Genomic DNA, 21,259 nt, shown 5'->3' with positions numbered 1-21,259 from the left:
CTGACTAGCTTCGAGTGAAGCTAGTCAGGAAAATCAATTAAAGACCTGCTAGTTTCGCAGTGTCTTCAGCAATTACTAGCTCTTCATTAGTAGAGATAACCATTGCAGGGATACGGCTGTTAGCTGTAGTGATAGTACCTTCGCCGCCGAAACGTGCTTTAAGGTTAGCTTCGCTGTCAACTTCGATGCCGAAGATGCCTAGACGGTTAAGAACCATTTCACGGATTGGGCCAGAGTTCTCGCCGATGCCGCCAGTGAAAGTGATTGCGTCTAGTCGACCTTCTAGAGTTGCAGTGTAGCCAGCAACGTACTTAGCTAGACGGTGACAGAACACGTCCATCGCACGAGTTGCTTCTTCTTTCTCACCGTAGTTGTCTTCAACGAAACGACAGTCAGAAGTCACTTCAGTTAGACCTGCTAGGCCAGACTCTTTAGTTAGCATGTTGTTGATTTCTTCAACAGAGTAACCAAGAGCGTCGTGCAGGTGGAAGATGATCGCAGGATCAAGGTCACCACAACGAGTACCCATTACAAGACCTTCAAGAGGAGTAAGACCCATAGAAGTATCTACAGATTGACCGTTCTTGATAGCACATACAGAAGCGCCGTTACCTAGGTGACAGTTGATGATGTTAACTTCTTCAACTGGCTTGTTTAGTAGGCCTGCAACTTCACGTGTGATGAATAGGTGAGAAGTACCGTGCATGCCGTAACGACGGATGCCGTGCTCTTTGTACAGGTTGTACGGTAGAGCGTATAGGTAAGACTCAGAAGGCATTGTTTGGTGGAATGCAGTGTCAAAAACAGCAACGTTTTGTAGACCAGGGAAGTTCTGTTGAGCCGCTTCGATACCGATAAGGTGAGCTGGGTTGTGAAGAGGTGCAAAAGTTGCAGCGTCTTGAATACCCTTAAGAACTTCATCAGTGATAAGTGCAGAAGAAGTGAACTGCTCGCCACCGTGAACGATACGGTGACCGATAGCGCCAAGGTTAGCTTTAAGCTCAGGCTTAGAAGCAAGAATAGTTTCTACCATGAAAGATAGTGCTTCTACGTGAGCTGCGCCCGCACCTAGTTGTGCTTCGTGCTTGCCGTCAAGTTTCCATTTCATACGAGCTTCTGGAAGACCAAGACATTCAGCAAGACCAGTTAGGTGCTCAGCACCTGTTTCTGCATCAACAACAGCAAATTTAAGAGAAGAACTACCACAGTTTAAAACTAAAACTAGCTTAGACATTAATGACTACCTGTTTATTTTTCTGATCGAAATCAGTTAAGGATGAAAATTAATCTCAAGAATAGACGAAGCACCATTGCTTGCGTACTAACCTTGGTCAAAAAAACGTTAATTTCCGTATTAAAGTGAAAGCGCACTTTTAAGAAAAGAGGCTTTTGCATTCCTTGCAGAAGTCGTCCCAAAGTTGCTTAAATTGTAAATAAGGGCAACAATGAGATTGAGGTCTGCAAATAATAGCGATATTGTGCAAATATAACAAAAAAAATTGAAAGAATATTATTTTTCGTCAAATTTTTGTGTATTTAGTTGATGATTTCAACTTTTTTTTAATGGGAGACTCATATGAGTAATAGAGTTGGTTTAGCGAGCAGTTTAAAAGATGGCCAAAAGTACATGGATCTCTGGCCTGTTCGAAAAGAGTTAAACGCTATTTTCCCTGAGCAACGCATCATCAAAGCGACGCGTTTTGGTGTTAAGGTGATGCCCGCAATAGCTGCAATAAGCGTCCTTACGCAAATGGTCTTTAACAATTACCAAGCGATGCCACAGGCTGTGGTTATGGCATTGTTTGCGATCAGCTTGCCGCTTCAAGGTATGTGGTGGTTAGGTAATCGTTCAAAAACTCAGCTTCCGCCGGCCTTAGTATCTTGGTACCGTGAATTGCATGAAAAGATCACCGAAACGGGTTTTGCATTAGAACCAATGAAGCCACGCCCTCGTTACAAAGAGTTGGCGATCATTTTAAATCGCGCATTTCGTCAGCTAGACAAATCTTCAATGGAACGTTGGTTCTAAAAGGTCGTCCTATATCTCCCTCTAGTCTGAGAACAGTCATACATCATCGATAGCTCGTTCTCAGATTTGATCCTCTCTTCTAATCGCTTCACTTGCCCTTTATTCACTTAGTCTTTATTCATTTAGCTTTGCCTTTATTTGCCGTGCTTATCTTGTATTCATTGAGTTTTTTACCTTTTAAATCAAACAAACCCGCTTATCCCCACATAATTCGAACCTTGTTGTATTTTTGTTAAATATCACTTCAAGTTATCAATAGTTACTGGTAATAATGTCAATAGTGATTTTTGATGTTGTTCTCTTCGATCGAGTAATAACGAGTAGAGCTTGATTTAGGGAGCGATAATGAGTTCTGTAAGAAAGGTATTGGCAGCGGTTTTAAGCTGTCTGCTATTGCTATGGACTGGCAATGTAATGGCGAACGTCGCTAAAGTGTCGGTTTCACAAGTTGTTAACCATCCAGATCTGAATGCAACACGCTTAGGACTCATCGAAGGGTTAAGAGTTAAAGGCTATGAAGCGGGTAAAAATTTAGAGTTCTCTTATGAAATGGCTAATGGCAGTCCGGCGCAAGCCGCAAAAATTGCCAGAGAGTTAGTCAGCGAAAACCCCCACGTATTAGTGGGTATCGCGACACCTACTTCGCAAGCTTTGGTTTCTGCAACGCGATCTATTCCTATTGTGTTTACCGCGGTTACTGATCCAATTGGTGCAAGACTGGTCAAACACTTGGATAAACCGGGACGAAACGTTACCGGCCTTTCTGATTTGTCTCCGATTTCTCAACATGTATCTCTTATTAAAGAGCTCCTTCCTCAGGCAAGCTCGATTGGGGTTGTTTATAATCCGGCTGAAGCAAATGCCGTCGCGTTAGTTGGGCTTTTAAAGAAGTCTGCACGAGACTTTGGTTTTACTCTGTACACTGAAAAAGTGCTAACCATCGATGATTTAGAATCAAAAACCGAATCCATTGCTAAGAAGTCTGATGTTATTTATGCATTGACAGATAACACTGTTGCAAGTGGTATCGAAGGGCTTATAGAAGCTGCTAACCGGGCTGGAACGCCAGTGGTTGCCGGAGCGACGTCTTATGTAGGAAAAGGCGCTATAGCGGGCCTAGGGTTAGACTATTATGACGTAGGTATTCAAACCGCAGATTATGTCGCTGCAATTCTGAATGGGCAAAAACCGGGGAAACTGAGTGTCAAAACCGCACAGAGCTCTCAGCTGGTCGTGAATCTTGAGGCGGCTCGTGAGCTAGGAGTGACATTGCCAAAGTCCGTAATTGATCGTGCAATAGTCAGTCGTTGAACAACATTAGGTTTCAATTGACGGACTATCTATAAGTTACTTTGTTAACAGTGCTTTAATACAATTTAATGAACAAAAAAATTTACTCTAAATGCTATTTTCTCTCTACTTTATTCATTTTTAAGCAGTTATCTAACCATTACTCATACCGTTAATATCAATTTACATTGTTTTATATCGAGAGGACTGTTGATTAATGTCATAATATTAATGGTATAAATGAAAATAGTTGAGCGCTAAGAGCACATTATATGAAAGTAAACAAGCACTTTAGCCTTAGTTTTATCTTCGGATTCCCTGCGGTGATCGCTTTAATGCTGCTTGGCCTAATTGGTAAGAACCATTTTGATGCGGTAAAAAAAGACATCAACAGTGAGTTTCATCGTATCGAAGAGGTTTTCGCTGGAACCACTAAGGTTGTCACTGCTTTAGATTACAGCTTCTCGAATTATTATAAATCCGGAAATCCACTTTTTCTTGACCATAATAAGCAGGTGGTCAATGGTCTTTGCCGTATTTGGCCTATCGATAGCCTGCTTCTTGCCGATGGCAAAACTACCGACATTCCTTCTGTTGATATTGATTATATGCTGGTCGGTGAAGAATCTTTGTGTACAGAAACCAGCGGTACCTATAAAAGTGCTTCCGAGAAAATAGCTCTAGCACCTATTCTTTCATTTCTCTCTCAACTTGATGAATTCCACAATGGTGTGCATTTTATTGATAAACGCGGATACGTTATTTCGTCACCGGAAGATTTTGCTAAAGGGTTAGGAAAGGAATTACTTTCGACCATCAAAAGCCGTCCATATTGGCAAAGAACCGCCAACAACCCAGATCTACTGACTTTATCTGGCCCTGCATATCGGTTTGATTCCCTTGATCGAATTATTAGTATGACGATTCCTGTGTTCCATCAAGGAGTGCACCAAGGGATGCTCTCAGTTGATATTGATGCTGACAGGTTACTCGCGAGCTCTAATGAGCATCTAGCGGGTCGGATCGATATTATTGATAAGACTTTAGCTAACCCGATTGATACGGCCACGTTCTATCACGAGATTAAGCTAGGAGGGGTCGCGTCTCATCATGCGATGTACTACGAGTTGGATCTTGCTAGCGAAGTGGAGCACTTTTTCGTTTATGAAAAAGACAGCCTAATCGTCGCTATTATCGTGTACCTGTTCTCGGTTACGATTTTCTTTTATGTTAACTCCAATATTGAACGTGGTTACTTCAAAGAACTAGCAGCTAAAGACCCAATGACAGGGTTATTGAATCGACGAGGCTTAGAAGCGTTTTGGCGCAGCATAGAGCACGATCAACTGTTTGCCTTAACGGTATTTGATATCGACGATTTTAAGTCAATTAATGATACTCATGGCCACGATAAAGGTGATGATGTGATTTGTTATATGTCACGTCAAATTAGTAACAGTGTTCGAAGTAGCGATGTGGCAGCACGGTTTGGCGGAGAAGAGTTTGTCGTTTATATGAAAGGCGATGATCGTGAGACGCTGATAAGGACATTAGAACGTGTAAAAAATGCGGTCTGCGCTAACTCGGCCGACATTGTCCCGAATGGATTTACGGTGTCTGGCGGTGTGTGTATTGTTGAAACAAAGCAAAGCCAGCTTAACTTTGAAGAGATATTTAAGTACGCCGATGAAAAGTTGTACGCGGCTAAGACTACGGGTAAAGACCGGATCGTATTTTAGCCACGCTATGAGGTTCAATATCGCGATAGGGGGGAACTAACTCAAACAGGTTGGTGGTATTCTTCTTGGTAACGTTGAAGGCGCTCTACAATGGGTTGCGCTTTTTTGAAAGTACGAATTTCTTTAAATAGTTCGTTCGCTTCAGGGTAGCCTTTACTTAAATAGACAAACCATTGTTTCACTCTATTGGGGTAGTACATGCCTTTATCCCCTTTAATTTGAAACTCAGAATAGCGCAGTAAAAGTGCGATTACTTTATCCCATGGCATTTTCTGGTGGTTGTGCTTAACAACGTTGCCAAGATTGGGAATGTTAAAAGCGCCGCGGCAGACCATTAATGAGTCGACGCCTGTAGCTTCTATGCAATCTTGACCATCTTGGTAGTTCCAGATTTCCCCATTAGCAATCAACGGCAGAGAGGTTTTCTCTCTTATTTGATTGATGTAATCCCATTTGATTTCACTGGCTTTATAGCCGCCAACTTTGGTTCTTGCATGCACAGTGAGTTCGTCAGCTTTTGCTTGCTCGATAGCGTCGACAATTTCAAAGCACTCTTCCGGGTGCTCCCAACCCAATCGGATTTTTGCGGACACGGGAATATGCGCAGGGACTGCTTCTCGACAGGCGTTCACTACTTGATAGATGAGCTCTGGCTCTTTTAGCAGTGAAGCCCCACCATTACTTTTGTTTACCGCTTTTGCTGGGCACCCAAAATTAAGATCAATGCCTTTAGCGCCTAAGTTTGCCGCTTGAAAAGCATTTTCGGCCATCCAATTCGGGTGTTGCCCTAGAAGTTGCAGATGGATTGGTACACCTGCCATAGTTTGAGAGCCTTGATGCAGCTCTGGGCAAATACGGTGGAACACATGCGGAGGAAGAAGTTGATCAACGACGCGCACAAACTCTGTCACACAGAGATCGTAATCATTGATCTCTGTAAGAATCTCACGCATTAGGTGATCTAGTACGCCCTCCATAGGGCCAAGTATTACTCGCATGCTGTTTTACCGAAACTGAGTGGACCGAAAAATTCGAGGCGTGATTGTACGGTTTGCTTACAGGATTGTCACTATGAGTATGGTTTACCTGTCTTGATGATGGTTTATCGCTTAATAGCGACATCTTGGGGAGTATGGCGTTATAATATCGAAAATGCCCCAATATTCAGAGCTTTCATGACATATCAATTATTAAGCCTACCGGAATCAATCACTGACATTACTCCACAGTTCATTGAAGGTTCAATCCTTGCTTCCAACTTAGCGACCAAACCACTCGATCCAGAAGAATGGTTAGCTATCGTTGCACCTGAAACAGGTAAAGAGCTTGTAACAATCGTGACGGAACAGATTAATCGCCAGCACAACCTGATTCAGCGTAGTGAATACTTACTGACAGACGTACTTGTTGATGGTGACTTTAACGAGCAATTCGCGGATTTCGCTGAAGGCTTTATGATGGTTTGGCCAACAGTGGAAGAGCAGTGGCAAAGTGTGACTGTCGCGGATGGTACTCTGCGTATGCTGCAAGCACTCCTAACAACCTTGATGCTTGGGATTGATGAAGAGCAAACTCAGCAACAAATGGTCGCGGCCGGGCTCGAGAATCCACCTGCGCTTGCCGATTTAATCGATCAGATAGATCTGATGATTTCAGAGGTTGCAATGGCGGCTGATGAGGCGATGCTGGGTAATAAGTCACAGAGTGTGAACCCATTTAAAGATATCGGTCGAAACGACCCTTGCCCATGTGAAAGCGGCAAAAAGTTTAAACAATGCTGTGGCAAAAACAGCTAATCACGGCTTGTTGAGTAACTCAGCTGAGTGACAGACATTCTTTAAGTGATAAAAAGCTTAAGCGATAAAAAAGTCGACCTTGTGGTCGACTTTTTTGTTGTTCTATTTTAAATGATCTAGTGTTAATCGTTTTTCGATTTTACAAATTGAGATATAACCACAAAACCGAAAGCAACCAAGTTGCCCGCAAAGATAATCACTAGCCATTGAGGCATTGAAAGCTCTAAGAACTGCCATACCACCTTGCTACAGTCACCGTAAGCTTCAAACATCCACGGAGCCCATTGGTTTAAAGGTGCCCAGCTAGGGAAAGTAACGAATAAATCACAGGTTGCGAAAGGAGACGGATTAAACTGGTAATCGACGTGCTCTAAAGCCAACGTCAAACCTTTGTAGGCGCCAAATCCCCAACCAGCAAGGCCTAACCAACGTGATATCGGGTTATTCGGAGCAATAGCACCAATCATTGCAGCGATACCGATAGCAAGCATAGCAACGCGCTCATAGATGCACATCACACAAGGGCCAAGCATCATCACGTGTTGAAAGAAGAGAGCGCATGCCTCAAAAAAGACAATAAAAGCCAGCAGTAAAAGCCAAGATAAACGTCCCTTAGAGAAGTCTTTGAGCATTGCAAAAAAGTTCACGAATTTAATCCCGTCTATAAAATAAAAAAGCTCTGAATACTCAGAGCTTTTTATCTTGGATAAGTTTCCTAATCAACTAATATTTTTGATTAGTGAGTTACACATTTTATGGTTTGCGACACAGTGTTTAGCTTAATGACCGCCAGAGATAACTGGAGCAACAGCTTCACCAGTGCGCTGAATGATCCAACCTGCATCATAGAACCATGCTGTCATCGGCTCGACGAGGAACATGATACCTGCAAGACCAACAAGCGCTAATACGATGGTGTATGGCAGGGCCATGATAACCATGCGGCCATAAGATAGTCGAATTAGCGGAGCAAGTGCTGATGTTAATAGGAATAGGAATGCAGCTTGGCCGTTTGGCGTAGCAACTGAAGGTAGGTTCGTACCTGTGTTGATAGCAACAGCAAGTAGGTCGAACTGATCACGAGTAATGATGCCTTCAACCAGTGCTGTTTTCACTTCGTTGATGTATACCGTACCTACGAACACGTTATCTGACACCATCGATAAAATACCGTTGGCCACATAGAATAGTGCAAGCTGTGCGCCTTTATCTTCAACGTGAAGTACTGCATCGATCACTGGTTTAAATAGTGATTGGTCGATGATTACAGCAACAACAGCGAAAAAGACGGCAAGAAGTGCAGTAAATGGCAGTGCTTCTTCAAAGGCTTTACCCATTGAGTGTTCTTCGATAACGCCAGTAAACGCCGTTGCTAGGATGATAACTGAAAGACCAATCAAACCAACTTCAGCGACGTGAAGTGCAAGGCCGACAATAAGCCAAACTGCGATTGCACTTTGAACCCATAGTTTTGCTACGTCTTGTTTTGTACGGTTTGCGCGTTCTTTGTTGTCAAATTCAACTAAGATTTGGCGAACATTATTTGGTAACTCCGCACCGTAGCCAAACACTTTGAATTTCTCTACAAGTGCACAAGTTAGAATACCGCAGAAGAAAACAGGCAGTGTTACAGGTAGCATACGGATGATAAATTCCCCGAATTCCCAGCCTGCTTGTTTAGCAATCACTAAGTTTTGTGGCTCGCCTACCATGGTCATTACACCGCCGAGTGCAGTACCCACACCAGCGTGCATAAGTAGTGAACGTAGGAAAGCACGGTAGTTTTCTAAATCATCACGTGTAAGCTCAGAGATCTCTTCATCATGTGTATGATCGTGCGCTGACGTTGTGCCCTTACCTGATGCAACTTTGTGATAGATAGAGTAGAAGCCAACCGCAACGCTAATAACAACGGCGATTACTGTTAGAGCATCTAAGAATGCTGACAAGAAAGCAGCTGCGATACAGAAAGCGACAGAGAGTAGGATTTTGGATTGAATGCCAAGCAGGATCTTCGTGAAAATGAACAAAAGAAGTTCTTTCATGAAATAGATGCCAGCAACCATGAATACTAATAAGAGTAAAACTGGAAGGTTTGCTTGTAGCTCATGATAAACCATTTCGGGTTTGGTCATGCCAATGGCGACCGCTTGAATTGCCAATAAACCACCCGGTTGAAGAGGGTAGCATTTTAGAGCCATAGCTAGAGTGAAAATAAACTCAACCACTAATAGCCAGCCCGCAACAAATGGGTCAACTAGGAAGAAAACAAACGGGTTGATGATTAAAAAGGAAATGATGGCAAGTTTATACCAATCAGGAGCCTTACCAAGGAAGTTCTTGATAAAAGCGTTTCCGAGAGACATCGGCATGTTAATACTCTTTTATGTTGATTATGAATAGATAAGCAATACAACATTTGAGAATCGAGCTATAGAGGTTGTTAAAAACTATAACTAACAGTGACTTAGAAAAACTACATTCCATGTAATGTTCTGTGGTCTTGCCAAGTCACTCCCTTAGAAACTCAAGCACTGCTAATTTTTGAGCGCAACTCTACTCTTAGATAACATTTAGTCAACAGGAAAACCCCTGTAGCCCTAAAAATACCTCTTTTTTGTTGAGAAACGCGATCAAAGTAGCGCAAGCATACCACTTAAAATGTGATAAAAACCGACTAGAATCAATATTTCAGCGAAATGATTGAAATTAACAGAATAACGACGGTTTATATATGATTATTACAACTTAATATTGCAAATTAATAACTTTGAAATTATGACCAATCTCATTGATTTTAAAGAAAATTTGTTGTGTTAATGATTTGTTGAAATGGTGATTTATCGTTGCTTGCTTTTCAAACCTAGGGTGCAAACGTGTGCTGAACTTTAGAGTTTTAACTCTACTGGTGTTTTGGGGGAGTAAAATTTTTGAGGGTGTTTCCGCTGGGTGTGAACTAGTGGTATGATGAGTAAATTAGAACAGAATAATTAAATTGGATTGAAGTGTAGATGGTCATTAAGGCTAAAAGCCCGGCAGGATTTGCAGAAAAGTATATCATTGAAAGTATTTGGAATGGCCGTTTCGCTCCAGGTTCTATCTTGCCCGCAGAGCGTGAGCTTTCTGAGCTGATTGGTGTTACACGTACTACGCTTCGTGAAGTACTTCAGCGTCTTGCTCGTGATGGTTGGTTGACAATCCAACACGGTAAGCCAACTAAAGTTAACCAGTTTATGGAAACGTCAGGTCTTCATATTCTTGATACATTAATGACGTTGGATGTTGATAACGCAAGCAAAATGGTAGAAGACTTACTTGCTGCTCGTACTAATATCAGCCCGATCTTTATGCGTTATGCATTCAAAGCAAACAAAGAAGCTTCAGAGCGTACTATTAGTAACGTAATTGAATCTTGTGAAGCGCTACTTGCGGCACCGACATGGGATGAATTCCTAGAGTCTTCCCCGTACGCTGATAAGATCAAACAATCAGTGAAAGAAGACGCAGAAAAAGATGAAACGAAGCGTCAAACGATCTTAGTTGCTAAAACTTTTAACTTCTACGATTACATGCTTTTCCAACGTTTAGCATTCCATTCAGGTAACCAAATTTATGGTCTGATCTTCAACGGTGTTCGTAAATTGTACGACCGTGTTGGCAGCTACTACTTCTCTAACCCAGAAGCTCGTCGCTTAGCCATGGAGTTCTACAAAGACTTGTTTGTTATTTGTGAAAGTGGTGAGCGTGAAAACTTGCCACTTGTGATTCGTAACTACGGTATCGCAAGCGCACAGATTTGGAACGAGATGAAAACAACGTTACCAACAAACTTTACTGAAGACGACAGCTAAGTCTTTTCATTAAAGTCCTGTTAGGTTGGTTTACTTATTAAGTAAACGACGTAAAGAAAACGAAAAAGCGGCGAGATAATCAAATTATCTCGCCGCTTTTTATTTATCGATAGTTGGTGAAAACTTATTAATAGGCAGTAACTTACCAGTGGCCAGCAACTATCTATAAGTAGTCATTTATCTATCTATGATGAGTAACTTACCCTGCAAACTCTTCTGAGTCTGGACGGTTAGTAAATTGCACGCCATTTAGAAAATCGCAAAGTAGTTGGTCTTCACATACTTTGTAGTTCTTGTTCTCTGGCTTACGGAAGTAAGCACCAATCTCGTACTTACTTAGGCTGATGCCTACCACTTCTAATATATCTAATACATCTTCTGCTTTCATGTTCAACGCAATACGCAGCTTCATGAAAATCATGTTGTTAGTCAGAGCAACTTCAGGTTTAGGCTGAACACCCTCTTTTTTGCCACGCTTAAGGTTGATAAAACCATTTAGAAATACCGCTAACTCTTTATCTTTCATCGTAGAGCATGACTTGTCGTTGTCTTCTTTTAGCCAGTTGATCACTTGGTCATGAGCAACGGTCACATCAGCTTGCTCGATAGCTTTAATGATCTGTGCATTTTTAAGGTTTAGCGCGTGTTGAATACGACGCAAGATTTCGTTGTTAGTCACTGGGAATTCCTAAAAAGGGTTTGGAGAATAAAGAGGTGTTGGTTAGCCCGTTATCGTCGACAAACCAATTTCTACTCTACATAGCATAGTTGACGGCGACTCTAACAGAGAACGCTTATTTTCGGTAGATATAAAAAATCCCCAATGCTTATTAACTCATTCAAGTTAAAAGTGCATTAGGGATTTCGTTATGAGTACTTGTTATCTGACTGAAGCCAGAATTACATTACACGCATACCAGGTTGAGCACCTTCGTGTGGCTCAAGGATCCACAGGTCGCTGCCACCAGGGCCCGCGGCTAGGATCATGCCTTCAGACATACCAAACTTCATCTTACGAGGTTTTAGGTTTGCAACCATTACGGTTAGCTTGCCTTCTAGCTCTTCAGGTTTGTATGCTGACTTGATGCCAGAGAATACTTGGCGAGTTTCACCACCGATGTCCAGTTGGAACTTCAGTAGTTTGTTCGCTTTTGGTACTTCTTCACATGAGATAATACGAGCAATACGCATATCGACTGCTGCAAAGGCATCGAACTCAATCTCGTCTGCGATTGGCTCTTTGTCTAGCTCAGTTTGGCTTGCTTGCTCTTTTTCAGCTTCTGCTTTTTCTTTCGCAGCTGCTTCTGCGGCTGCATCTTCTTTAGAAGACTCGATCATTGCTTCCACTTTCTTCGGATCAATACGGCTAAACAGCGCTTTGAACTTAGTGATTTCGTGATCAGTTAGCGGTGTAGCAATAGCTTCCCACGTTAGTTCTTCGTTTAGGAAAGCCTCAGTGCGAGCCGCAAGCTCTGGCATAACTGGTTTCAGGTAAGCCATTAGCACGCGGAATAGGTTAATACCGACAGAAGAAACTTCTTGAAGCTCTTTCTCTTTACCTTCTTCTTTCGCAAGAACCCAAGGTGCTTTTTCGTCAATGTACTGGTTAGCTTTATCTGCTAGTGCAGTAATTTCACGGATAGCGCGGCTGAACTCACGAGTTTCGTATAGCTGACCGATACGCTCAGCAGCAGCAACGAATTCGTTGTATAGCTCAGGTTCTGCAAATTCAGCAGCAAGTTTTCCTTCAAAACGTTTCGTGATGAAGCCAGCGTTACGAGACGCTAGGTTAACAATCTTGTTTACGACGTCAGCGTTTACACGTTGAGTGAAGTCTTCAAGGTTAAGGTCAAGGTCATCGATACGGCTGTTTAGTTTCGCAGCGTAGTAGTAGCGTAGACACTCAGGGTCTAGGTGATTTAAGTACGTGCTTGCTTTGATGAATGTGCCTTTCGACTTAGACATCTTCGCACCGTTCACCGTTACGTAGCCGTGTACGAATACGTTGTTTGGCTTACGGAAACCAGCGCCTTCTAGCATTGCAGGCCAGAATAGGCTGTGGAAGTAAACGATGTCTTTACCGATGAAGTGGTAAAGCTCAGTTGTGCTGTCTTTCTTCCAGTATTCGTCAAAGTTTAGATCGTCACGCTTGTCACATAGGTTCTTGAAAGAAGCCATGTAGCCAACAGGAGCGTCTAGCCATACGTAGAAGAATTTGTTTTTCTCGCCTGGGATTTCGAAGCCGAAGTAAGGTGCATCACGTGAGATATCCCACTGTTGCAGACCAGACTCGAACCATTCCTGCATTTTGTTTGCAGTTTCATTCTGTAGAGAGCCAGAACGAGTCCACTCTTTAAGCATGCTTTCGAACTGAGGTAGGTCGAAGAAGAAGTGCTCAGAATCTTTCATTACTGGAGTTGCGCCAGAAACCGCTGATTTAGGGTTAATTAGCTCAGTTGGGCTGTATGTCTCACCACAGTTATCACAGTTATCACCATACTGGTCTTCTGACTTACACTTAGGGCAAGTACCTTTTACGAAGCGGTCTGGTAAGAACATCTCTTTCTCAGGATCGAAAAGCTGAGAAATAGTACGGCTAGAAATGAAGCCGTTCTTTTTAAGTTCTAGATAGATGTGAGAAGCCAGTTCACGGTTCTCTTCGCTATGTGTGCTGTGGTAGTTATCAAAACTGATATCAAAGCCAGCGAAGTCTTTTTGGTGCTCTTCACTAACAGCAGCGATCATCTCTTCTGGCGTGATACCCATCTGTTGAGCTTTAAGCATAATTGGCGTGCCGTGAGCATCGTCAGCACAGATGAAGTTTACAGTGTTGCCACGTAGACGCTGGTATCGAACCCAGATATCAGCTTGGATATGCTCAAGCATATGGCCAAGGTGAATAGAGCCGTTAGCGTACGGAAGCGCACAAGTTACCAAAAGTTGTCTTGGATCAGTTGCCATACTTAATAATTCGCTTTTTTGATAGGTATAAATTTTGAGAGGTAATACTACTTTATAACGTGTGATACGCCAAGGTATCAGACAAAGGATTCCCCTAGTTTTTTAGGGGTTCAGTCTTCATCTCGTGGGTGATAGCATAAATAAAAAAAGGAGCCCCAATGCGTAACTTTACTTCTAAGCAAGATTTCTGTTCATGGTTGAATGAGTTCGAGTCACCAATCCTCATCCCAGAGTGGGCGCTACACCAAAATATTGTATCGGTTGATCCTCGTGGGTCGTTTGTCATTACCTTGCCTTTTGCAGCTAATCAGCTCGCGGTTGAACTGGAACATTGGATCCACTCCCAGATTGAACAACAGCTTGTCAGCACTTTTCAGTTTGAAGTGAAAGTGAAGCCGTCTGCGCTGGAAACTACAGTCGCAACACCATTGAAAGGCGTTAAGAACATTATCGCCGTGACGTCGGCAAAGGGTGGGGTGGGTAAATCGACAACTTCGGTAAACCTTGCGCTTGCGTTATCTAAGTCAGGTTCAAAAGTGGGCTTGTTGGATGCGGATATCTATGGTCCATCTGTGCCTATGATGCTCGGTCAACTGGATGCAAAGCCAGAAGTACAGAACAACAAATGGATGATGCCAATCGAGGCGCATGGCATTTTCACTCATTCTATTGGCTATCTTGTGTCGAAAGATGATGCTGCAATCTGGCGTGGCCCAATGGCAGCGAAGGCTTTAGGTCAGCTTGTTAACGAAACCGTATGGCCTGATTTAGATTACCTTGTTATCGACATGCCACCGGGCACAGGTGATATTCAGCTCACACTTTCACAGCAAATCCCAGTAACGGGCGCGGTAGTCGTGACGACACCTCAAGACTTGGCTTTAGCCGATGCACGTAAAGGTGTGGCGATGTTCGATAAAGTGAGCGTGCCAGTTGCAGGCCTAGTGGAAAACATGAGCTACCATATTTGTAGTCACTGTGGCGAAAAAGAGCATATCTTCGGTGCTGGTGGTGCAGAAGCCATGTCTGAAGAGTTCTTTCTTGATATTTTGGCGCAAATTCCACTGCATATTGATGTACGAGAAGACATTGACGCGGGTTGCCCTACGGTTATACGTCGCCCGGACAGCGAACACACTCGTCATTACTTAGAATTGGCTGAAAATGTGGCTGCGAAAATGTTCTGGACGGGAAAAGCGAGACCGGAAGCGATCAACTTTTCTATGGTTGATTAGAGTAGATAAGTTTTAAGGCCATATAAATAATGTTTGGGTGAGATAAATAGCTTTTGTATTTGGCTAAAGAGCCGTTGGGTTTGTGCAAATAGTTGTACGCCAGTTATTCGAAAGCAAACGATTGTATTCATTTAATGTATAGATAACATCAATTTGACTGCAATTAGCTAGAATGGCGACTAGAATCTATGTTGTTTAGCCCCTATAATCAGGCGGTTTATCTCTTCCCACCACCAAACCATATCGGGTGCAAAATTAATGTCTGATAATAATCAATGTGTCATCGTAGGTATCGCTGGCGCTTCAGCATCAGGAAAAAGTCTGATTGCTAGTACAATTTATAATGAGTTGCGCGAGAAAGTAGGCGACCATCAAATTGGTGTTATCACGGAAGATTGCTACTACAGCGACCAAAGCCACTTGAGTATGGAAGAGCGTGTTAAAACTAACTACGATCACCCAAATGCACTGGATCATGATCTATTATGTGAACACCTACAGCAGCTAATGAGTGGCAATGCGGTAGAAGTTCCTGAATACAGCTACACAGAACACACACGTACCTCTGAAACGACTACACTTACACCTAAGAAAGTGATCATTTTAGAAGGTATTCTGCTTCTAACAGACCCGCGTCTTCGTAAACTAATGCACGCAAGCGTGTTTATGGATACACCGTTAGACATCTGTCTACTACGCCGTGTTAAGCGTGATGTAGAAGAACGTGGTCGTACAATGGACACGGTACTTAAGCAATATCAAGAAACAGTACGTCCAATGTTCATGCAGTTTATCGAGCCTTCAAAACAACATGCAGACATCATCGTTCCTCGTGGTGGTAAAAACCGCATTGCGATTGACGTGCTAAAAGCGCACATTGCGAAGTTGTTGAAGTCTTAATCGAATAAAAATTTGCCTAAGTGACTCACTTAGCTTTATTTTTTACCGAATCAGTGGCACTTTTATAGTGCCACTTTCTTTTGGAATCTAAGCAAGGAATATGCGGATGAAGAAACTACTCATTTTCATAGCTGTACCAGTGTTTGTTGTCGTTGCAGCAATTCTGGCACTAGTGCTGTTAGTGAACCCTAACCAATTTAAGCCATTAATTGTCGAACAAGCCCAAAAACACACAGGCCTAGAGCTCGTGATCGAGGGCGATATCAGCTGGCAATTCTTCCCATCTATTGGCTTCGAACTTGGTCAAACTGAATTACGTAACCCTGAAGGATTCACCCAACCAAACCTGTTTAAGGTTGATACCGTTGGCGTTGATGTTTCGGTTACCCCGCTATTTAGCAACCAACTAGAGATCGGCAACATTACTCTAGATGGTGCAGAATTCTATTTAGAAACGCTTAAAGATGGTCGTAAGAATATCGACGCGCTAACTCAAGCATCAGCTCCTCAAGAGTCTGAGCCTGCAGCTGACGCAAGTTCTGAATCAACACCTGCGCCCCAAGAGCAAAGTGCTACAGACGCATCTGGTTGGATGATCAACCTTGCCGGCGTCACTGTTTCAAATGCGTTGTTTGAGATGGACGACAAGCAAGCTGGTTCATTTACTAAGTTATACGATGTGTCTTTGAACCTTTCTGAGTTTGCCGTTGATACATGGACAACCGCGACGTTTGCGGCTTCTGGTGAAAACAATCAACAGAAATTCTCTGCAAACGGCAGTGCTGAATTCAAATTAGCGGAAGGCTTCGCAAGTTACGCACTGCGTAATATTGACCTAAACGCTAAGTTCAATGATCCAGCAACGTCGATTGAGTCAGCAAAAATTGGCTTGGATACGTTTGAGTTCGATAAGGTAAACCAACTGACTTACGCTGTAATCGGTAATGCGGCTGGCCTTGACCTTGATCTTAAAGGTGGCGGTGAACTTACCGTCGATAGCGCGATTTCAAAAGTAACGCTGAACAAATTAACGTTAGACTCAACATTCAAAGGCGACACGCTTCCTCAGTCTCCAATGAAAGTCGACATGCTGTCTGATTTAAGCTTCGATCTTAATAAGAGCCACCTGAGCTTTGTGTTAGAGAAGCTACAAGCTAACGCTATTGCTTTAGACGGTAAAGCAGACGTAACCCTATCTGAAATACCAAAAGTTCGTTTCTCTCTTCATAGCCCGAATATTGATTTAGATGAGTTCTTAGGCTTAGGCAATACAACAGAAACAGCGAGCACAGCTCCTTCTGGTTCTGCTGGTGGCTCAACGTCAAACTCTGGTAGTTCAGCTCCTGCTAAAGAAGTCGAACCTGATCTTTCTGCATTGAAAACGCTCGACGTGAAAGGTGACATCACGATTGATAAGTTCAAGGCGAGCAATGCGAAGATGCAGAATGTTAAAACGGCATTTTCGGTTAACCGTGGTATCGCAGAGCTAACCTCATTCACATCGAATCTTTACCAAGGTTCTATTTCTGCGACCGCTAAGCTAGACGCTCGTAAAACACCAGCGACTTACACTGCTAATAAGAAAATTAGAGGTGTGAAGGTTCAACCGTTACTGGTTGATGTAGCGAACAACGACATGCTGGAAGGGACGGGTAATATCGATGTTAACGTTAAAGGTAAGAGCCTTACGCCAACAGGAATCAAGAAGAACCTAGTCGGCACGATCGTGATTAACTTTGAAGATGGTGCGGTGAATGGCATCAACGTTGCTCAATTGATTCGAGAAAATTACGCTAAGATCAAAGGCGAAAAAGTCGAAAGCAAAGATGAGGCTCAAAAGACGGACTTCAGCGCAATGAAAGCGACACTGAAAGTTGATAAGGGTTGGGTTTCAACGAACGACTTATCGGCACAGTCACCACTGCTACGCGTGACAGGTCAAGGTAAAGCAAACTTCATTAATGAAACGGTCGACTTCCTTGTTCGTACATCGATTGTTGGTTCGCTTGAAGGTCAGGGCGGCAAGAACATTGATGACCTGAAAGATGTGACCATCCCAATTAAGGTGACAGGCCAATGGGCTGACCCGAAATTTGCGCTTGTTTTTGATGATGTGTTGAAACAAAAAGCACAGAAAGAGATCGACCGTGGTGTGAATAAGCTAACGGATAAGATCAAAGACGAGAAGACCAAAGAAGCGGTTGACGGTTTGTTGAAAGGTTTCTTTAACTAAACCTTTCTAACTCGCATATAAAGAAGCGCCACTCCTGTTGCAGGAGTGGCGCTGTTTTTTGGATGCTGATTATTATCCGGGCTTAGTAAACAAAGAGATTCCCTATGAAACTCGTTCTTCGTTCTAGGGGCGTTCCTCGTTCTAGAGAATGACGATCGGTGCTCGTCCTTTATTTAGGGGAGTAACACTGAAGAGTCGTCATCCTCGAGAGGGAAGAATGACCGAGTCGGGGATCTCTAGTTGAATGCGATTACCAGTCAACGCCTTGAAGCGCTTTCACACCAGATTCAAAAGCGTGTTTTACGTTACGTACTTCTGAAACAGTATCGGCCATGTCCGTTAAAGTGCGGTGCGCGCCACGGCCAGTAATGATCACTGACTGCATTTTAGGACGGTTATTCAGAGCTTCCACCACTTCATCCAGTTCGATATAGCCATAGCTCACCATGTAAGTCAGCTCATCAAACAGAATCACATCAATCGACTCATCGGCTAGCATGCGCTGACACTCTTTCCACACGCGCTGCGCGGCTTCGATATCTTGAGCCTTGTTTTGGGTTTCCCAAGTGAAGCCGGTTCCCATAACTTGGAATTCCACATCCAGTTTTTGAAGAACGTTCTTTTCGCCGTTATCCCAAGTCCCTTTGACAAATTGTGCAACGGCACATTTCTTACCATGACCAACTGCACGTGTAATGGTACCAAAACCGGATGTTGATTTTCCTTTACCGTTACCAGTAATAACCAGCAATAAGCCTTTCACTTCTTGTGCTGCAGCCACTCGTGCATCAACTTGTTCTTTTACTTTCTGTTGTCTTGCTTTATGGCGTTGTTCTTTGTTGTCTTCGGTCGACATAACAAATCCTTTTAAGTTGTGATTGCGCCTATCATAGCTTAACTTAACGATAGCAAAAACCATCGGAAGAACAGGTGATTACGGATGAAAAAGATACTCGTTGTTTGCATGGGGAATATTTGTCGCTCGCCAACAGGTGAAGCGGTACTTAGAAAGAAAGCCCAACAGATGGATATTGACGTAACGGTCGACTCTGCGGGGACGATTGGCTTTCATCAAGGTAATCCACCAGATTCACGTTCTAAGTCAGCCGGTGAAAAGCGTGGCTACAGCTTTAAAGGTATTACGTCTCGCAAGGTAGTGATGAATGATTTTGATGAGTTTGATTTAATACTAGCCGCAGATCAGGCGAATTTAGATGATTTAATGAGCCAGTGCCCAGCCCACCTTCAATACAAACTTGCGCTATTCTTGAGCTTTGGAGAGTCACAATATCAAGAGATACCAGATCCTTATTATGGTGAGGGAAATGGCTTTGAGTTGGTGTTGGATTTAATCGAAGAGTCTAGCGAAGCGATACTGCGTTCAATGTAGTGTGGGAACAATGTTCGTCGTTGGGTGATAAGTCTAAGGGCTGACCGGTAGGTATAAAAAAGGCCGACATCGAATGTCGGCCTTTCTAAATCTAGCTTTAAGCCATGACTAAGCTTACTTAGACATTACTTTGTAGATTGGGTCTTCTGCAACGTTCGCTTCAACTAAGCTACCGGCTTTGTGCAGCATAGCAACACAGTCTTGGCTTAGGTGGCGAAGGTGAAGTGTTTTACCTAGTGCAGCGTAACGGTCAGCAATCGTGTCGATCGCTTCAATTGCAGAGTGGTCTGTTACGCGTGAGTTGGCGAAATCAACGATAACATCTTGTGGATCGTTGTATGCGTCAAACAACTCAAGGAAGTTAGCGGTTGAACCAAAGAAGATTGGGCCGTTAACTTTGTACTCTTTAGAGCCTTCAGCGTTAACTGATTTGTCTGCGTAGATGTGTTTAGCATGTTGCCATGCGAACATTAGTGCCGAAGCAACAACACCCACACCAACAGCGACCGCAAGGTCCGTTAGTACTGTTACCACGGTAACCAGAACGATAACGAAGAAATCTTGCTTAGGAACGCGACGCGCAAGCTTGAAGGTTGCCCATTCAAACGTACCGATAACAACCATGAACATTACGCCCACAAGTGCTGCTAGAGGAATCATTTCAATCAGTGCAGAACCAAACAGGATGAACATCAGTAGTGCAACTGCCGCTACGATACCTGAAAGACGACCACGACCGCCTGAGTTTACGTTGATCATCGATTGACCGATCATCGCACAACCACCCATCGCACCGAATACAGAACACGTTACGTTAGCCATACCTTGACCAACACATTCACGGTTAGATTGGCCACGAGTGTTTGTCATCTCGTCTAGTACCGTTAGTGTCAGTAGAGACTCGATCAGGCCGATAGCTGCAAGGATAATTGCGTATGGCAGGATGATCTGAAGTGTCTCGAAAGAAAACGGAACTGCGGGAATAGAGAACGTTGGTAGAGAGCCCGCTAGCGTAGCGGCTTCGTCGCCAGACATAGTACGTAGGAAGTCAACAACAGTACGAGTTTCAAGATCAAGGCCTACAACCAAAGCCGTTACCGTTACAATAGCTACCAATGAAGAAGGTACTGCTGTAGTGAGTTTAGGTAGGAAGTGGATGATACCCATAGTGAGTGCGACTAGGCCTAACATCAGTGTCATTTGACCGCTTGGTAACCAAGTTAATGCACCCGTTACGTCTGGCGCTTTAAATTGACCAAGCTGAGCTAGGAAGATCACAATTGCCAAACCGTTCACGAAACCAATCATTACTGGGTGTGGAACGATACGGATAAATTTACCTAACTTGAATACACCCGCTGCAATTTGCAGAAGGCCAGCCAGCATAACGGCTGCGAATAGGTATTGAACGCCATGGGTTGCCACTAGGCTCACCATTACAACGGCCATTGCGCCAGTTGCACCAGAAATCATACCTGGACGACCACCGAAGACGGAAGTGATTAAACCTACGATGAATGCTGCGTAAAGACCAACCATTGGGTCAACGCCAGCAACAAAGGCGAATGCTACGGCTTCAGGTACCAGAGCTAGGGCTACTGTAAGACCTGAAAGCACGTCATTCTTTACAGAGTGCTTTGAAAATTGTGGGAATTCGAACATGTTTGCTCAGCTATGCTAAAAATGGATTTACCGACACGAGTGTATTGCGTAGCCAAACAGTGATGGAAAAGAGCGGCAATAGCGAAGTGTCGAAAAGATAAGTGCGCGAATGCTACCCAAAAATGTGACTAAGTTCAAGGTTGAACCTAACTTTGAGTAATATATCTGTTAAT

General features: G+C 43.3%; 17 protein-coding genes. 9 read left to right on the top strand and 8 right to left on the bottom strand.

Translation table 11 applies throughout. The features are described 5' to 3' along the window. Positions 1 to 37: 37 nt before the first annotated feature. Positions 38 to 1,234 (bottom strand): acetate kinase, encoded by a 1,197-nt coding sequence (locus L3V33_RS09135; RefSeq protein WP_004734016.1) that lies wholly within the window; start codon positions 1,232 to 1,234, stop codon positions 38 to 40. Between the two features lie 342 nt (positions 1,235 to 1,576). On the opposite strand from L3V33_RS09135, the gene yfbV reads away from it, so the two are divergent. From yfbV to L3V33_RS09120, 3 genes are all read left to right on the top strand, one after another. Continuing rightward, positions 1,577 to 2,029: a terminus macrodomain insulation protein YfbV gene (gene yfbV, locus L3V33_RS09130; RefSeq protein WP_017076664.1), complete on the top strand. Its 453-nt coding sequence runs from the start codon at positions 1,577 to 1,579 to the stop codon at positions 2,027 to 2,029. A gap of 345 nt (positions 2,030 to 2,374) precedes the next feature. Beyond that, positions 2,375 to 3,340, top strand: coding sequence for an ABC transporter substrate-binding protein (locus L3V33_RS09125; RefSeq protein ID WP_171310765.1), 966 nt, complete (start codon positions 2,375 to 2,377; stop codon positions 3,338 to 3,340). A gap of 251 nt (positions 3,341 to 3,591) precedes the next feature. Next, complete coding sequence (locus L3V33_RS09120) at positions 3,592 to 5,058, top strand: GGDEF domain-containing protein (protein WP_171310766.1); 1,467 nt, start codon at positions 3,592 to 3,594, stop codon at positions 5,056 to 5,058. 41 nt (positions 5,059 to 5,099) lie between these two features. Here L3V33_RS09120 and dusC read toward each other — a convergent pair whose 3' ends face one another. Further along, the gene (gene dusC, locus L3V33_RS09115) at positions 5,100 to 6,056 is read right to left on the bottom strand and encodes a tRNA dihydrouridine(16) synthase DusC (RefSeq protein WP_171310767.1); all 957 of its coding nucleotides are present in this window, start codon (positions 6,054 to 6,056) and stop codon (positions 5,100 to 5,102) included. A gap of 177 nt (positions 6,057 to 6,233) precedes the next feature. Between dusC and L3V33_RS09110 the strand changes: the two genes are divergently transcribed. After that, on the top strand, positions 6,234 to 6,854 hold the full coding sequence (locus tag L3V33_RS09110) for a YecA family protein (RefSeq protein WP_017091557.1): 621 nt from the start codon (positions 6,234 to 6,236) through the stop codon (positions 6,852 to 6,854). Between the two features lie 122 nt (positions 6,855 to 6,976). On the opposite strand, the gene dsbB is transcribed toward L3V33_RS09110, so the two are convergent. Both dsbB and nhaB read right to left on the bottom strand, forming a co-directional pair. Continuing rightward, positions 6,977 to 7,501: a disulfide bond formation protein DsbB gene (gene dsbB / locus L3V33_RS09105; RefSeq protein ID WP_235451169.1), complete on the bottom strand. Its 525-nt coding sequence runs from the start codon at positions 7,499 to 7,501 to the stop codon at positions 6,977 to 6,979. 132 nt (positions 7,502 to 7,633) lie between these two features. Further along, a complete protein-coding gene (gene nhaB / locus L3V33_RS09100) occupies positions 7,634 to 9,226 on the bottom strand; it encodes a Na(+)/H(+) antiporter NhaB (protein ID WP_054547248.1) in 1,593 nt (530 codons plus the stop codon). A gap of 639 nt (positions 9,227 to 9,865) precedes the next feature. On the opposite strand from nhaB, the gene fadR reads away from it, so the two are divergent. Further along, entirely contained in the window at positions 9,866 to 10,705 is an 840-nt protein-coding gene (gene fadR / locus L3V33_RS09095) for a fatty acid metabolism transcriptional regulator FadR (protein ID WP_171310768.1), read from the top strand. Between the two features lie 199 nt (positions 10,706 to 10,904). Here fadR and L3V33_RS09090 read toward each other — a convergent pair whose 3' ends face one another. Both L3V33_RS09090 and metG read right to left on the bottom strand, forming a co-directional pair. Further along, complete coding sequence (locus L3V33_RS09090; RefSeq protein ID WP_017084024.1) at positions 10,905 to 11,384, bottom strand: DUF1456 family protein; 480 nt, start codon at positions 11,382 to 11,384, stop codon at positions 10,905 to 10,907. A gap of 221 nt (positions 11,385 to 11,605) precedes the next feature. Further along, positions 11,606 to 13,666: a methionine--tRNA ligase gene (gene metG / locus L3V33_RS09085; RefSeq protein WP_017084023.1), complete on the bottom strand. Its 2,061-nt coding sequence runs from the start codon at positions 13,664 to 13,666 to the stop codon at positions 11,606 to 11,608. Positions 13,667 to 13,824: 158 nt separating this feature from the next. Between metG and apbC the strand changes: the two genes are divergently transcribed. The 3 genes from apbC (at position 13,825) to L3V33_RS09070 (ending at position 18,034) form a co-directional block, all read left to right on the top strand. Continuing rightward, the gene (gene apbC / locus L3V33_RS09080; RefSeq protein ID WP_237290277.1) at positions 13,825 to 14,901 is read left to right on the top strand and encodes an iron-sulfur cluster carrier protein ApbC; all 1,077 of its coding nucleotides are present in this window, start codon (positions 13,825 to 13,827) and stop codon (positions 14,899 to 14,901) included. 258 nt (positions 14,902 to 15,159) lie between these two features. Further along, complete coding sequence (gene udk / locus L3V33_RS09075) at positions 15,160 to 15,801, top strand: uridine kinase (RefSeq protein WP_004734002.1); 642 nt, start codon at positions 15,160 to 15,162, stop codon at positions 15,799 to 15,801. A gap of 106 nt (positions 15,802 to 15,907) precedes the next feature. After that, positions 15,908 to 18,034 (top strand): AsmA family protein, encoded by a 2,127-nt coding sequence (locus L3V33_RS09070; RefSeq protein WP_237290276.1) that lies wholly within the window; start codon positions 15,908 to 15,910, stop codon positions 18,032 to 18,034. Positions 18,035 to 18,284: 250 nt separating this feature from the next. On the opposite strand, the gene cobO is transcribed toward L3V33_RS09070, so the two are convergent. After that, a complete protein-coding gene (cobO, locus tag L3V33_RS09065; protein ID WP_048610567.1) occupies positions 18,285 to 18,890 on the bottom strand; it encodes a cob(I)yrinic acid a,c-diamide adenosyltransferase in 606 nt (201 codons plus the stop codon). 84 nt (positions 18,891 to 18,974) lie between these two features. Between cobO and L3V33_RS09060 the strand changes: the two genes are divergently transcribed. Further along, positions 18,975 to 19,424: a low molecular weight protein-tyrosine-phosphatase gene (locus tag L3V33_RS09060; protein ID WP_237290275.1), complete on the top strand. Its 450-nt coding sequence runs from the start codon at positions 18,975 to 18,977 to the stop codon at positions 19,422 to 19,424. Positions 19,425 to 19,538: 114 nt separating this feature from the next. Here L3V33_RS09060 and L3V33_RS09055 read toward each other — a convergent pair whose 3' ends face one another. Beyond that, complete coding sequence (locus tag L3V33_RS09055; protein ID WP_004733998.1) at positions 19,539 to 21,086, bottom strand: SulP family inorganic anion transporter; 1,548 nt, start codon at positions 21,084 to 21,086, stop codon at positions 19,539 to 19,541. Positions 21,087 to 21,259: the final 173 nt, after the last annotated feature.

Origin of the sequence: Vibrio sp. A2-1 (assembly GCF_021728355.1) — a bacterium.
Taxonomy (GTDB): Bacteria; Pseudomonadota; Gammaproteobacteria; order Enterobacterales; family Vibrionaceae; genus Vibrio; species Vibrio splendidus_K.
Note: the sequence above shows the minus strand (reverse complement) of the source record. Positions and strands in the feature narration are given on the sequence as shown.